The following is a 14,770-nucleotide window of genomic DNA, read 5'->3' on the forward strand; positions in this document are numbered from 1 at the left end:
CAGCTAAAAAACTTGTTTCAGAAATAAAAAGTCGAACTACTTTATAGTTTAGACAAAGTTTTTTAAAAAAATTAACTTAAAAATAATTGTTAAAGATTTCTATGATGTGTGTTGCGCTGCGCTCCACCCAACCCATTTGCACATCTTTTCGTGTTGGTTGTTAACAGTTGACAGTTAACTGTCAGCAGTCAACAAACCATACAAGTGATTGTGTAATGTAACCTTTCTGTTGGGCAGTAAGCCCAAACTGTAGCGTCAGGTCAGTATAGGCAGTTCACTCAAAACACCCTCTCGTAATTGCTCAACTAATTGATGTAAATTCCCTGTATTCAAACGATAACTAAGGGGATGAGCAATTAACCGCGCCGTACTTTCATATAAAGTGGTAATTTCCACCAAACCATTTTCTTTTAAAGTCCGGCCTGTAGAAACTATATCGACAATTGCCTCAGACATTCCCGTAATCGGCCCTAGTTCCACAGAACCGTAAAGCGGGACAATTTCCACAGGTAAATCCAAACCTTGAAAGAACTCACGGGCCGAATTGACATATTTAGAAGCAACACGACTGTGAGCAGGTAAATCTAGTGGTGATTTGTAGGGACTAGATGCTTTCACCGCCACCGACATCCGACAATAGCCAAACTGTAAATCAACTAAATGAGCAACTTGTGGCTGTTTTTCCCTGAGGACATCGTAACCAATAATACCAATTTGGGCTTGTCCATACTCTACATAAACAGGTACATCCTGCCCTCTTACCAGTAGTCCTTTCGCCCTTCCACTAGCATCAGTAATTTGCAACTGACGATTTCCTGAGTCTAAAAAAGCACTAAAATCCAATCCTACAGATTTCAGTAGGCGGATGCTATTTTTGAGTAGTTCCCCTTTCGGCAACGCAACAGTTAACATTCGTTTTCTTGGTATCCTTGGCTAGAGACACTTTATCGTGTCCTTGTCTTAGCAGTTCATTAATATTGAGAATATCTCTAATGCTTACCTCAAGCAGCATGAGAATTTTATTGGTTGATGATGAAGTAGAACTCACTGTCCCCTTAAGCCGTGTGTTAACTCGTGAAGGTTACACTGTAGAAGCAGCTTATGAGGGGAAAAGTGGTAGTGAAATGGCAACAGTAGGTAATTATGACCTACTGATTTTAGACTGGATGCTACCAGGGAAAACAGGCTTGGAGATATGCCAAGAACTACGTCGCCAAGGAAAAATTACACCCGTTCTTTTCCTCACCGCCAAAGATACTTTAGATGACCGCGTACAAGGTTTAGATGCTGGTGCTGATGATTATTTAGTCAAACCCTTTGAACTGCGAGAGTTGTTGGCCAGAGTCCGTGCTTTATTACGGCGTTCTAGTTCCCAAACCTATGAAGCTACACCAGGAAGATTAACTGTAGCCGACCTAGAACTGGACTGTGAAAATCAAGTCGCCTACCGTCAAGGACGAGTCATTGAACTATCGCAGAAAGAAAGCCAACTGCTGCAATACTTTATGGAACATACGGGACAACTACTAACTCACGCCCAAATTCTGCAACATTTGTGGGAAGATAACGAACCACCAAACAGTAATGTCATCGCCGCATTAATCAGATTGCTACGCCGTAAAATCGAGGTAGGCAAAGAACTTTCCTTAATCCACACAGTCTACGGTAAAGGCTATCGCTTCGGTACGTCTTCGGTGGAATGAATAAGAAAATACCCTGGTATTTCTACCAGGGTGGAAATTTTCTCTAGCTTTTAACCTGAATGTTGGCGGCAAACAACCTATGTGTTTTCAGGTATTGCCACTCTCACAGATGATAAAATTAACCAACATTTGCCAAGAGTAACTCTCTTTCTTCTGACTTGTGTATCTGTACTTGGCCATCATCGTTCACATCAGCAATGGCTGTGTCTCCCTCGGTGATTTCTCCAGATAGCAACACTTCTGCTAAAGAGTCTTCTAGGAGGCGCATGATTGCACGACGTAATGGTCTAGCACCGTAGCTGGGGTTGTAACCTTCTGTTACTACTAATTCTTTGAACCGTTCGGTAACTTCTAAGGTAATTCCCTTCTCGGTCAGGCGACTGGCGACATCACGCAGCATGATATCAGCGATTTGCTTGACTTCATCTCTCGACAGTTGAGTGAAGACGATGACTTCATCAAGTCGGTTGAGGAACTCAGGACGGAAGTAATTTTTCAGTTCTTCGTTAACTAAGTTACGGATGCGGTTGTAACTAGCTTCGGCTTGGTTGTCAAATTCAAAGCCTAAACCGCCGCCACCTTTTTCAATCACTTTAGAACCTATGTTGGAAGTCAGGATAATCAAGGTGTTCTTGAAGTCCACTTTCCGACCTTTGGCATCGGTGATGTGTCCGTCATCTAAAATTTGCAGCAGCATATTGAATACATCGGGGTGCGCTTTTTCGATTTCGTCGAACAGCAACACTGTGTATGGTCTGCGCCGCACGGCTTCGGTGAGTTGTCCGCCTTCGTCGTAGCCGACGTAACCAGGAGGCGAGCCGATGAGTTTAGAAACGGTGTGACTTTCCATGTATTCGGACATATCAAGCCGAATCATGGCATCTTCCGCGCCGAAGAAGTAAGCTGCTAATGCTTTGGCTAGTTCGGTTTTCCCTACTCCTGTAGGCCCGGAGAAGATAAAGCTAGCAATGGGACGGTTGGGACTCTTTAAGCCGACTCTGGCGCGACGGATGGCGCGAGAAACAGATGTAACTGCTTGTTCTTGACCAATTAACCGTTTGTGGAGAGTATCTTCTAGGTGCAGAAGCAACTCAGACTCGGATTCTGTCAGCTTGTTGACTGGAACACCAGTCCAAGAGGCGACGATTTGGGCAATGTCTTCTTCATCCACAACTGGTTTGATGGTTTGGCCAGTGGTGGCTGCTTGCAGTTCTGTTTCTAGGGCAATTTCTTCGTCACGAAGTTTTGCGGCTTTATCGAAGTCTTGGACTCTCACCGCTTCGTTTTTGCTTTTGGTGATGTCAGTCAGTTGACGCTTGAGTTCCTTGTTAGGGGAAATTTGCGAGTTCCGCAGGCGCACACGAGAGCCAGCTTCATCAATTAAGTCTATGGCTTTATCGGGCAGGAAGCGATCGCTAATATATCTATCAGCCAATTGCGCGGCTGCAACCACAGCTTCATCGGAAATATGTACTTTGTGGTGCTGTTCGTAGGCTCCGCGCAAACCGTAGAGGATATCAATGGTTTCAGCTACGGATGGTTCCCCGACCATAATCGGTTGGAAACGTCGCTCTAAAGCTGCATCGCGTTCGATGTGTTGACGATATTCATCTAATGTGGTAGCGCCAATACATTGCAATTCACCCCTGGCCAAGGCTGGTTTGAGAATATTGGCTGCATCTAAGCCGCCTTCTGTTCCCCCTGCACCAACTAGGGTATGAATTTCATCTATCACCAGGATGATATTACCCGCAGAACGGACTTCTTCTACGATTTTCTTGATGCGTTCTTCAAAGTCTCCCCGGAAGCGAGTTCCCGCTACCAGAGAACCCATATCCAGGCTGATGACTTGTTTATCTTGCAAAATGTCGGGGACATCTTGGTTAATAATACGCTGTGCTAAACCTTCAGCGATCGCAGTTTTACCAACCCCTGGTTCACCAATTAACACGGGGTTATTCTTGGTACGACGGCCGAGAATCTGCACAGCACGCTCAATTTCTTTTTGCCGACCGACTACAGGGTCGAGTTTACCTTCTTTAGCTAATTTCGTCAGATTTCTGCCAAACTCTTCTATCGTCGGTGTTTGGTTCCGTCTGGAACCACCACCACCCACAACCACGGTTGGGTCTTCGCCTAAGCGACGGATGACAGCAGAGCGGACACTCTTGAGGTCAACGCCAAGATTCTGTAAAACCTTAGCGGCGACACCTTCACCGGCTTCTGTTAACCCTAAGAGTAAATGTTCTGTGTTGATGTAGTTATTTCCGAGATTATGAGCTTCTCTAAAGGACTGCTCGAAGAGGCTTTTCACTTTCGGGGTAAAAGGAATTTCTGGTGGTACAAACCCAGAACCCCTACCAATAATTTTTTCAACCTCACGACGAGCGTCTTTGAGAGTCACACCCATCTCAGTCAGCACTTTGGCAGCAACCCCAGTTCCTTCTCCCATCAAACCCAGGAGAATTTGCTCAGTTCCTACGAAATTGTGTCCCAGGCGACGTGCTTCCTCCTGAGCGAGCATAATAACTTTGATGGCTTCGGAAGTGAAGTGTTCAAACATAGCGGGTTCTTGCTCCCTTGCTGCTTGGACTTTGGGTGATAGAAAATTCACCCTTTTGTTAAACTTTTTTGTACTTTCTTAAAGACAATGTATCTTTATCTAAGGATAGGTGACAGTGGTGAGAGCCGTATTAGCTCAGGTGTAGTTGCCGTCATGACTAATTATGGTGCGATGGCAAGAATCTGAACTCTAGACGCTGAAGGAATTTACACTCTACCTAAAGGTATAAACCATGACTGAAAACCACGGAAGTAAAGACCAACAACATCCACTCTACAACCGCGATCGCCCCTTTATAGATATTCTACTAACTCAAGAGGCGACAGACCATAATTTAGCCGAATTAGCTAGGCTCAAAATCCGCTATCAAGGCTTCCCTGGCGCAAGAGACATCCAAAACGACCTGAATAAAGTTTTGCAACAATGGGGGTTAACCGAAGCGGAACTATTCGAGAAAACCCGCCAAATACATCAAATAGGCGGGATTTATAAGAGTCGTGGTAAAAGAGATGAGCAGGATTGGAATTAAGGGCAGGGGGCAGGGGGCAGGGAGCAGGGGGGAGAATACCCTAGTCAAAGTTCTCTCGAATTTCATCCCATTCTGAGGGGGATAGGGGTTGTGTCTCCAGTTGTATATTAAAACAGTTGTTAGCTGCTGTAATTAAAGCCGAGATAATATCATCTACACTCAGGTTGAATTTTATGGGGTTAAAATCTTCTACACCGAATACTTGTGCAAATAGTTTTGTATCTGGCTGGAGACGGATAGAACCATGTTGTAGAATTACGTCGCCGCGTCGCAACTGAGCGCTACCTATGAGTTTGCTTCCGGTTGGTAAGACTAAATCTGCACCTGTAGCTGTACCAAAACAGTTGGGATTGTGGATGTAACCACGTCCGGCTGTACCATAGCTTAATTCAAAACCGAGCGATCGCCATCCTTGGATTAAAAACTCACAAATCTTCTGGTATGCCACCAGGCGATTATCACCTAGTCCTGATGTTACTACAGCATAAGTTAAGTCACCTTGGTGGAGTACTGCCCTACCACCTGTAGGACGACGCACCAAGTCTAATTTTTGATTTTGCCAAATCAGGTTTTGCCAATGTTCTGGATATTGGCGTTGATGATACCCAAGGGAAATAGCGGGTGGCGACCAAGTGTAAAATCTTATGGTAGAAGGATGCTTACCAGATTGGTGTTGTGTTAGTAGCCAACGGTCAATTGCCATTTGTACACTACCGGAAGCTGCTAATAAAGGAATCAGTCGCCAAACCTGCTTACTAGCCATCTAAAATTTAAAATTGCTTAAGCTGCCCCAAACTCTGATTGTAAAGCTTCGTCATTGTTATCGGCGATCGTTGCCACAATAGTAATGATCCGCGAAACTTCCCCCGGAGATAATTCTGCAAGAGTGCGTGTAGAAATAACTACTACTTGATCCTCTATAATCCCAAAACGTGCTTCAAAAGTACTGGAGCAGTTTAACTCCAACAAATGACGCAACAACTTTGGTTCATTCTTCGCTGGTAATTTGAGTACTGCTGACCAAACTGTTATCGTGTCTTCATCACTCTTGCCAGTGAGTTGCACAAATACTTCCACCGTGCCGTATTTAAACTTCCACAGATAACCACCTTCTGGAGTGTGGCTTACCATTGCGCTGTCATCTTGTTCGAGGGAGTCAATGACATTTTCAATGACTTCCACATGATTAATGCTGGTTGTCTGTGCAATGAGTTCATCTATAAATTCGTCATTAGTTAGTGTTTCTTGGTAGCTTGCCATACAGATTTTTCTCTCAACCTATTATTTGTGATCTACACATACTTTATAACTTGTGGGCTAAAATTGGCTTTAGTCTTAGAATGTCGGCAATAAGACAATACAGTTCAGTTAAGGCAACAACTTAGACTGGTGTAGGTTGGGTGGAGGAACGGAACCCAACATTCTCAAGACTTTGTTGGGTTACGCTATCGCTCCACCCAACCTACTATTCTCTTAACTGAACCGTATTGATCAATGAGACTCTTAGGTTTGGTAGGGTGCGTCAGTATGAATAATTTCTAAGTATAGTTAGGGTCTATCGCAAGTAGCGCACCCTACATTTCGGAACTCTTTACTCTAGAACTAGAGTTTTACGCAAAGTATTTGCAGATAAGAAAATATAAATTCTGATCTAAATTAGATTTTGCATCATTTAGCCGTAGGGAAAAATTCTAGGCGATAGCGATAAAGCGCCACTGGGCGATCGCCTGCGTTAAAATAATTAGGATCTTGTGGCGAAAGATAGACAGCAGTAACTTGATCTGCCTCAATTCTTGGGGACGATGTCGAAAGTTTATGGTAGGCGGTGGTAGATTCGACCGAGTTTAAGTAAGGTAGCGAACCGCCTTTAAATAATTGTTGGAAAACTTCTGTAGTAATAAATTTACTATCTGCTGCGGTTTCGGTCGCCCGTGCCGTGACAATGGAAATTAATTGCCGTTCCCCACGTAAAAATGTAATCTGACGATTAGGCGAGTCTGGGTCTACTTTAACTGCTAATACGGCTTCATCACCTAAATAAGACCTAGCTAAATTCAAACTGTTAAAAACTCTATCAGCAACCACAATTGTTGATTTAGCATCTATCTGAGGAAGGAATTTTAAGCCAATAGTGGGAGGTTGTACTTCTATAAATCGTACTAAAAAGCTGACGGGCTGATTTAGTTGTTCACGATTTCCTTCAAACCCTGGTGTAACAATATCCGGTGCTAGAGGTGCTGCTAAATCTACCAAGGTACTCTTAACTTCCCAGGTTCCAGCCATCCATTTAGGGTAAGCTAAATCCCCCTTGGCTGGCTGGACAGAGGTTAATTTTTTCCACTGGGGAAAATGAGCCAAGCGTTCAGATAGTTCACCTGCATTTGCATCACCATTCCACCCCAGTAACAAGAAAATAATTAAGCAACAACTCCAAATAGCTTTTATTGTCAGCATTATCTATTTATAGCGATTTCCAATTAAGGGAGGTACATAAATAATATTTTTAAACGCGGAGGGGCGCAGTAGACGCGCAGGCTGGAAAACGCAGAGGGGCGCGGAGGGTTGGTGAATTTTATTAGCAGTGTACTCAGTACCTCAGCAGGTTGGTAAACGCTATGTTGTGTCGAGTTAAAGTTGTACTGGCAAAGGTTCCCAAACTTCGCCGTACTTTTCTTTTAAAGTGTGCCAAGCTTCCACTTGTCCTGGTTCATATTCTCCAGGCTTACCCCATTGCAAGAATAAGCTTAAAGCGGACTCTTGTTTCTCATCTAAAAAACGGATAGCGTAAGTTGTGAAATTGCCTCTTTTGGCTTCACCAGTTTCAAACTTCACTTGAGTAATTTTTTCCATATTCAAGTGAAATTCAAAGCCTTCTGTGTGCATATTGGCATATTTACCTTTAGCTAATTCTGCATAGAATAGCTTTTCTATTTTTCCCCGTGCTTCTAATACAGCCGCGCTACTAGTAACAATTAACCGCAGAGTTCCCAAGGTTTCGCAAGCTTCCAAAAAATCTTTCAGACTATGACTCATACCCGTTACCATTCCCTAATAATGACTATTGACTCTTTAATTTTGAATTTTGAATTTTGAATTGGAGCGAAGCGACTTGACTATTTCTCATACTGTTCGTAGGCGCTGACAATGCGCTGAACTAGAGGATGACGCACGACATCTTTTTGGGTAAATTCGCAAACAGCAATACCTTCAACGTGTTTGAGAACTTGTAAAGCCACTGTCAAACCTGATTGTTGATTTATTGGTAAATCAGTTTGTGTGATGTCGCCTGTAATTACCATGCGAGAACGGAAACCCAAACGAGTTAAAACCATTTTCATTTGGGCAGGTGTGGTATTTTGGGCTTCATCAACAATCACAAAAGCATGGTTTAGAGTGCGTCCCCGCATATAGGCGAGGGGTGCAACTTCAATAATTCCCCGTTCTATCAAATTGGGGACTTTCTCTTGGTCGATGAATTCGTAAATTGCATCGTAAAGCGGACGCAGATAGGGATTAATTTTCTGCTGCAAATCCCCTGGTAAAAACCCTAGTCTTTCACCAGCTTCTACCGCCGGACGTGTCAAAATCAGCTTTTCTACCTGATTGGCGAGGAGTGCTTGGACGGCGAGGACAACGGCCAGATATGTTTTACCAGTTCCCGCCGGGCCGATGCAGAAGGTGAGGTCACGTTTGCGGATGGCTTCGATATACTGGCGTTGTCTGAAGGTCTTAGCTCGGACTTCTTCGCCCCGGCGAGTTCTGGCGAGGACATCTCGCTGTAGTTCTTGTAGTTCATGTTCGCGGTGATTATCTACAGCTTGACGAGCCGTTAATATATCAGCACTGGAGATAGTGTTGCCCTGAATCCAGATACTTTCTAGCGATCGCACTAGTTTTGTCGCTAAATCTCTTTGCGTTTCTGTACCATAGATATGTAACTCTTGCCCACGCAGTACTAAAGTGGCTCCTGTTTGCCGGGAGAGAATTTTGAGATTTTCTTCTCTATCACCCGCAAGAGCGATCGCACTGGGAATGTTAGGCAGCTGAATTATGAAAGCATCTGCCATAAGTATTTTTGTAATATATTAAGCAGCAATTTTGATTCGCTTTGCGTGTCAGTTGTTAGTTGTTTTTGATTTGCTTTAGTGTTTTTTTATCTCATTTTAGAGCGGTTTATTTTTATACTATTCTATAGTAAATATTTATTTAATCCTAGATTCTACAAAGGTTTTATCTAGATTCAAGGAGAAAATTCGTTTCTATAATTTGTTAATAATGAAATATTTCATTATATTTAAATATTTATCAAGTAGAGACGCAATAACGTCTCCACTTTTTCCAGGTTTGAGCTAAAAAATCACTACAAACCCTTAATTCACCCAAGGAATATTAAGTTCACCACCTTAACCAAAGGCTTTGCTCTGATTTAGTTGCGACCACCCTTGCGTGCAGCTTCTGCTTTGCGCTTGCGGCGCAAACTGGGTTTTTCGTATCTTTCCCGACGTTTGACTTCTGATAAAATCCCGGCTTTTTGAATTTTCTTTTTAAAACGTCTAATTGCCGAGTCAATAGACTCATTCTCACCCAAACGAACTTCAGCCACTCCCTGGATTCACCTCCTGGCAGAGATTCTCACAGTTGTGTATAACCATCATTAACTGTATACGGTGGGTAAATTTTACAGGTAGCTGCAAAAAGATGCTGACATCTTTTAACCACTTCCTCAGTTTATCGAAGTTTCTGAGCGGAGTTAACTAAAACCGCTCAGGCTTCTTTTCTATTGTTAACCTAATACAGCACAGGTTAAATCAATTAACCATTCAAAATATGTGAAAAGCTTGCTGAATCAGCTTTTTGAATTTTGAATTCCGGTAGGGGTGCTAACGGGTGCGTGGTTTAACAACCGGTCGCGGCGGGGCGTTTCCGCTTCTTTCTCGTGATATTGGCAAAGGTGTGCGTTCTTGTTGGTCTTCCTCAACAAACATTCCTTCTCGGCCTGGAGTGGTGCTGCCGTAAATGTCCAGGTAAACTGATTGTCCAGCAAGTTCTGCCGCAGCAGAAATCACTGTGCGAATCGCCTGAATATTACGACCTCCCCGACCAAAAACTTTCCCTTTATCTGCACTTTCAAAGGCGATGCGAACCCAAGCCCGTTTCAGGGTTGGAGAAATTTCACAATCGACGCTTAGAGACTCTGGAGCTTCTAAAAATGGCTGCATTAAGAACTTGACTAGCCCGACGTAATTTGGGCTAGCTGTTAATGAGTTAGCTGTAAGACTATGATGCGGGTTTTGCACTGACCTGTTCAAAGACATTTTGTTTTTGTAAGATGCGACGTACCGTGTCAGTAGGTTGAGCGCCTTGCTGTAGTCGCTTGACGATACCAGGAACATCCAATCGCACTTCATCAGTTCTAGGATTGTAATATCCCAATTCTTCCAAGGGGCGACCGTCGCGGCGAGAAAGGTTATTCATAGCGACAATACGGTAGCTCGCTTCCCGCTTTTTACCGAATCGTTTCAAGCGCAGTTTGATCATGATTGAAGAAACATTCTCCTGTTTGTGGATAATTAAGGAAGCGGCTATCTTAAATCCAAGACTTCCTTGATTGAAATGCTAATTTTAACACTTGCTAAGGGTTTAGTGCTATTGGTCGTTAGTCAAAAGTCCATAGTCCATAGTCAAAACCCTAATCTTTGACTGTTGACTACAGATTTCCAAAACCTTTTTTCTTTTTGTCTTTGGGTTTTTTCTTCTTCGTGCCAGCGCCGCCGCCATTGTAGCCGCGCCAGCCAGGGGCTGCGGGACGGTTACCGCCACCACCGAACATATTACCCATTCCACCACCGCCACCGCCAAACATTCCGGGCATTCCTGGGAAATTACCTTGACCCATTTGCTGCATGAGCGATCGCATTTTTTGGAAATCAGCCACTAGTTTATTCACATCTGCTTCTTTATAACCAGAACCAGACGCAATCCGTCGTCGTCGGTTGGGGGAACTCGCTAATAAATCAGGGTCGCGGCGTTCTTGGATGGTCATGGAATTAATCATCGCCTCACACCGCTTGAGTTGGGTTTCTCCCTGCTTTAGCTGATCATCTGAGAGTTTACCCATCCCCGGAATCATCTTCAGGAGACCACCCAGAGATCCCATATTTTTCAGCATCCGCAGTTGCTTGACAAAGTCGGTAAAGTCAAACTTCGCTGACAGGATTTTTTCCTGCATTTTCTCAGCATCAGCTAAGTCAAACTCTTCCTGGGCTTTTTCTACCAAAGTCAGCACGTCACCCATACCCAATATTCGGGAAGCCATACGGTCTGGGTAAAATGGTTGTAGGGCTTCGACTTTTTCCCCCACACCCACAAACTTAATCGGCGCTCCCGAAATTTGCCGTACCGACAACGCCGCACCACCACGGCTATCACCATCCATCTTGGTAAGAATTGCTCCAGTAATACCTATTTGCTCATGAAAAGTACGGGTGAGGTTGGCAGCTTCTTGACCAGTCATGGAATCCACCACCAACAATGTTTCGTGGGGCTGGACGGTTTCTTTTATTCTGGCTAATTCCGCCATCATGTCTTCGTCAATTTGCAGACGACCTGCTGTATCAATGATGACTGTGTTCACGCCCTCTGCTTTGGCACGTTCCACACCTTGACGGGCAATTTCTACCGGGTCTGCATCACTTCCCAATTCAAATACTGGTACGTCAATTTGTTTACCTAGTGTCAGCAACTGGTCAATAGCGGCTGGACGATATACGTCTGTGGCTACTAACAAGCAACTGCGTTCTAGTTTCCGTAAATGTAAAGCTAATTTGGCGGTGGCTGTGGTTTTCCCAGTACCTTGTAAACCAGCCATCAAAACAATTGTGGGCTTTTGTTCCACTTCCGCCAGAGGAACATTTTCTTCCCCCATCACCTGCACCAGTTCATCGTAAACAATCTTGATGAACTGCTGGTCAGGTCGCACGCCGCTAATAACTTCGGCTCCCTGCGCCTTGGCTTCAACTTCGCTAATAAAATCTTTGACTACTTGGAGGTTAACATCTGCTTCCAACAGGGCGCGTCGCACTTCCCGCAAAGCATCTTGAATGTTAGATTCAGAAATTTTATCTTGCCCGCGCAGCTTTTTCCAGGCGGATTCTAAACGGTCTGCTAATGCGTCAAACATATCTTAGTTACAGTTATTGAGCCAATGAGGTGTCCGAACCAGCTAGAGAATGCGATTCAGGAATTTTTATAATGTGCTATTTACCAGCTTAGTAGTTTTTCCCGCGACTTGAGCAGGAGGATACTTACTTCTGTGTGGGAAGGGTAACCCTGTAAGAGAATTTTTTATGTTTCCATAAGAACTTGTAATTTTATAGGAATCTAATTTGATTATTGAAATTATTTAAATATCTGTAGGGTGGGCATTGCCCACCAAAGCCATGATACGGTAGGCGATGCCCATCCTACGTATATTTCAAAAATCAAATATTAGTCCTATAGGTTATCGGCTATTATGTTAGGCTTCTATAGTTAATTTTTTATGATAAATATCCGGACTGAAGCAGTAAAAATTACGTCATGCAGCTTTCCCTATTTACTGATCCCATAAATTCATCTCTTGCACCAACAAATCTGACGAGTTCGCGTCATCCTATCCACAGATTGGCAAATTTCATAGCTGGATATTCACCGGAGTTTGTCTCTGCGTGTATCCGAGAAGCTTGTTTATCCCCAGGGGATGCGGTTCTAGATCCGTTTGGCGGTTTAGGAACGACTCCGGTTCAAAGTTTACTCGACGGCTTCAGTTGCATTGTATGCGAAGCTAATCCTTATTTTGCCGATATTGCAGCAGCTAAATGTCAGGCTGCGGTTGGTAATGTGGAGCCTGATGAAATTTTTTCAAAATTACATCAATTAGGTCCATACGAAGGGGATCTAGCCTATATTTATTCAGTCGATGCCTTAAAGTTTCTTCAGAAGTTAATTCCAGAAATTCAACTGAGGTTCCTTGTAAGTGCAAGACTAAAAGAAATAGAAATTACCCCAAGAAATAAGCTATTTTACAGATTGGTAGTTTCTATTATCCTTGAACTCAGCAGTAAGTCTCAAACTGATGGCATCTACAAGGCACCTACAACCAAGAAAAAGTCAAGTTCATTTCCAGATGCCTTATCACGTATACAGTCACAAGTCATGGAAGATTTTCATTCAGTAGTTAACAGGCAGAATATTTACTGTGATTTTGTTAGAGGCTCTGCTCATCTTCTTAGCGAAAAACCTTCTTCTCTAGCATCTTTATGCGTTACATCTCCACCGTATCTTAACAATTTTGATTATGCAGAAATGAGTCGAATGGAGTTGTATTTCTGGGGATATGCTAGTTCTTGGCGAGATATTACTAATCAAGTAAGAAGCATACTTATTCCAAACACGACTACTATTCCAACAGAAATCAAAAAAAATCATGAACTATACGCAAATCAACTAAGCCTCGAATTCAGGGAGTATTTAAGACCACTTGTAGAGGAGTTGAAAATCCTGAGAATTCAAAGGGCAGGAAAAAAAGAATACTATTCCCTCATCTTTCCTTATTTTGCTGGTATTAAAAAAGTATTTACTGAGTGTTTTAGACTTCTTAAACCTAATGCTGATATTCATGTAGTTGTTGGTGATGCTTATCTTTATGGAGTGCATATTCCAACAGGTCAACTCACTCTAGAATTATTACAAGAAATAGGTTTTGTCGGAATGGAAACAAAACTTTTAAGAACTAGAGGAAGTCGTTGGATTTTATCAAAACGTGAAGGTGCTGGTACGCCAATTGGGGAGTATTGGATCTATGGAAGAAGACCTTGATTTATCTGAAAATATCGAAGCTGCATCTGCGGAGCTTACGACTCTTTATCAGGTAGCTGCTGATGCTATGAAAGATTATATTGAAATCTATCTTGCGCTGAGTAAACAGTCTGATGGGTTTTCAAATATTAACAATCTTGACTTAACTTCTCGTAACAGGCGTTTGGTAGTTATACATGGACTTTCGTTAGAGTTAGATCCAGATACTTCGACTCCAGAGGAAATTAAACGTGAAGCTGAACGAATGCTAGCGATAGCTCTTGATACAGAGTCAGCAATTACGGCAGGAGTATATGAAAAAATGCGTCTCTTCGCAAGCTCTTTAGTAGATCAGCTATTTGAACAAACGGATGAACTTAATTCATTATCATCGGAATATTTGTCAGCAAATCCAGGATTTTTGCCGTTTTTCCAGCAGTTGGCGGGGCTTAGAAGTAAATCAGAGTTAAAGAGAGAAGTAGGAAATGCCTCTGACAATAGTATTTCTAAAGCGGTTGCAGAGAGAATATTAGAGCGCATTATACGTAACTTGAGAATTCGCACTTTTTCCAAAGAGAAACTATTACAAGCTGTTGAGCCTACTTTAGAAGGAATAGTCAGGGATCTCGTAGGAAAAGTGTTATTGGAAAATATAGTTGCTGATGCTTTATCTGATTTACAAGTTCCTTTCATGCGTGAATCAGAGTATCAAAGCCTTAAAGGAGTGATTTATGATTTCCGCGCTGATTTTGTGATACCAGACGCACAAAATCCAATTGCTTTTATCGAGGTGCGAAAAAGCTCTACACGACATGCGTCACTCTATGCCAAGGATAAGATGTTTTCAGCGATTAATTGGAAAGGAAAAAATAAAAGGCTTTTGGGTATTTTGGTTGTGGAAGGACCTTGGACAAGAGAAACTCTTCGCGTCATGGCAAATGTGTTTGATTACGTTACACCTTTAACTCGTGTTTCCCAAGTTGCAGAAGCTATCAGAGCATATCTAGATGGGGATAAAACGAGACTGAAGTGGTTAGTTAATTTCAGTATTGAAGAAGCAGACCACGACAACATAACCTAAAAATTCTTATGTACCCATTGGGCTAACTGCTTCATATCCGTAATTTTATCGACATCACT

Annotated in this window: 15 protein-coding genes; 4 read left to right on the forward strand and 11 right to left on the reverse strand. The window is 42.9% G+C overall.

Annotated features, from left to right (window positions below; genetic code table 11):
- Positions 1-255: 255 nt before the first annotated feature.
- Positions 256-912 (reverse strand): ATP phosphoribosyltransferase, encoded by a 657-nt coding sequence (gene hisG, locus GSQ19_RS01475; RefSeq protein ID WP_011321024.1) that lies wholly within the window; start codon positions 910-912, stop codon positions 256-258.
- A 98-nt stretch (positions 913-1,010) separates the two neighbouring features.
- Between hisG and rppA the strand changes: the two genes are divergently transcribed.
- On the forward strand, positions 1,011-1,703 hold the full coding sequence (gene rppA / locus GSQ19_RS01480) for a two-component system response regulator RppA (protein ID WP_041456402.1): 693 nt from the start codon (positions 1,011-1,013) through the stop codon (positions 1,701-1,703).
- Positions 1,704-1,821: 118 nt separating this feature from the next.
- Here the strand turns inward: rppA and GSQ19_RS01485 are convergent, their stop codons facing one another.
- The gene (locus tag GSQ19_RS01485) at positions 1,822-4,266 is read right to left on the reverse strand and encodes an ATP-dependent Clp protease ATP-binding subunit (protein WP_011321026.1); all 2,445 of its coding nucleotides are present in this window, start codon (positions 4,264-4,266) and stop codon (positions 1,822-1,824) included.
- A gap of 232 nt (positions 4,267-4,498) precedes the next feature.
- On the opposite strand from GSQ19_RS01485, the gene GSQ19_RS01490 reads away from it, so the two are divergent.
- A complete protein-coding gene (locus tag GSQ19_RS01490) occupies positions 4,499-4,795 on the forward strand; it encodes a DUF3288 family protein (protein ID WP_011321027.1) in 297 nt (98 codons plus the stop codon).
- A gap of 40 nt (positions 4,796-4,835) precedes the next feature.
- Here GSQ19_RS01490 and GSQ19_RS01495 read toward each other — a convergent pair whose 3' ends face one another.
- The 9 genes from GSQ19_RS01495 to ffh all read right to left on the reverse strand — a co-directional run bounded on the left by GSQ19_RS01495 (position 4,836) and on the right by ffh (position 11,975).
- Positions 4,836-5,558: a lipoate--protein ligase family protein gene (locus GSQ19_RS01495; RefSeq protein ID WP_011321028.1), complete on the reverse strand. Its 723-nt coding sequence runs from the start codon at positions 5,556-5,558 to the stop codon at positions 4,836-4,838.
- 17 nt (positions 5,559-5,575) lie between these two features.
- The gene (locus GSQ19_RS01500; RefSeq protein ID WP_011321029.1) at positions 5,576-6,055 is read right to left on the reverse strand and encodes a YbjN domain-containing protein; all 480 of its coding nucleotides are present in this window, start codon (positions 6,053-6,055) and stop codon (positions 5,576-5,578) included.
- A gap of 408 nt (positions 6,056-6,463) precedes the next feature.
- Complete coding sequence (locus GSQ19_RS01505) at positions 6,464-7,249, reverse strand: DUF6816 family protein (protein WP_011321030.1); 786 nt, start codon at positions 7,247-7,249, stop codon at positions 6,464-6,466.
- 174 nt (positions 7,250-7,423) lie between these two features.
- On the reverse strand, positions 7,424-7,828 hold the full coding sequence (locus GSQ19_RS01510) for a ChuX/HutX family heme-like substrate-binding protein (RefSeq protein WP_011321031.1): 405 nt from the start codon (positions 7,826-7,828) through the stop codon (positions 7,424-7,426).
- Positions 7,829-7,908: 80 nt separating this feature from the next.
- The gene (locus tag GSQ19_RS01515; RefSeq protein WP_011321032.1) at positions 7,909-8,862 is read right to left on the reverse strand and encodes a PhoH family protein; all 954 of its coding nucleotides are present in this window, start codon (positions 8,860-8,862) and stop codon (positions 7,909-7,911) included.
- A 359-nt stretch (positions 8,863-9,221) separates the two neighbouring features.
- On the reverse strand, positions 9,222-9,398 hold the full coding sequence (gene rpsU, locus GSQ19_RS01520; protein ID WP_011321033.1) for a 30S ribosomal protein S21: 177 nt from the start codon (positions 9,396-9,398) through the stop codon (positions 9,222-9,224).
- 277 nt (positions 9,399-9,675) lie between these two features.
- Positions 9,676-10,110: a KH domain-containing protein gene (locus tag GSQ19_RS01525; protein WP_041456406.1), complete on the reverse strand. Its 435-nt coding sequence runs from the start codon at positions 10,108-10,110 to the stop codon at positions 9,676-9,678.
- A complete protein-coding gene (gene rpsP / locus GSQ19_RS01530; protein WP_010996117.1) occupies positions 10,073-10,333 on the reverse strand; it encodes a 30S ribosomal protein S16 in 261 nt (86 codons plus the stop codon). Before rpsP ends, GSQ19_RS01525 begins: the two co-directional genes overlap by 38 nt.
- A 169-nt stretch (positions 10,334-10,502) precedes the next feature.
- On the reverse strand, positions 10,503-11,975 hold the full coding sequence (gene ffh, locus GSQ19_RS01535) for a signal recognition particle protein (protein WP_011321035.1): 1,473 nt from the start codon (positions 11,973-11,975) through the stop codon (positions 10,503-10,505).
- Positions 11,976-12,373: 398 nt separating this feature from the next.
- On the opposite strand from ffh, the gene GSQ19_RS29640 reads away from it, so the two are divergent.
- Together GSQ19_RS29640 and GSQ19_RS29645 are read left to right on the forward strand one after the other, a co-directional pair.
- The gene (locus GSQ19_RS29640; RefSeq protein WP_011321036.1) at positions 12,374-13,651 is read left to right on the forward strand and encodes a class I SAM-dependent methyltransferase; all 1,278 of its coding nucleotides are present in this window, start codon (positions 12,374-12,376) and stop codon (positions 13,649-13,651) included.
- Entirely contained in the window at positions 13,635-14,711 is a 1,077-nt protein-coding gene (locus GSQ19_RS29645; RefSeq protein WP_197992834.1) for a hypothetical protein, read from the forward strand. The genes GSQ19_RS29640 and GSQ19_RS29645 overlap by 17 nt, the downstream gene beginning before the upstream one ends.
- Positions 14,712-14,770 lie beyond the last annotated feature (59 nt).

It is taken from the genome of Trichormus variabilis 0441 (genome assembly GCF_009856605.1).
Taxonomy (GTDB): domain Bacteria; phylum Cyanobacteriota; class Cyanobacteriia; order Cyanobacteriales; family Nostocaceae; genus Trichormus; species Trichormus variabilis.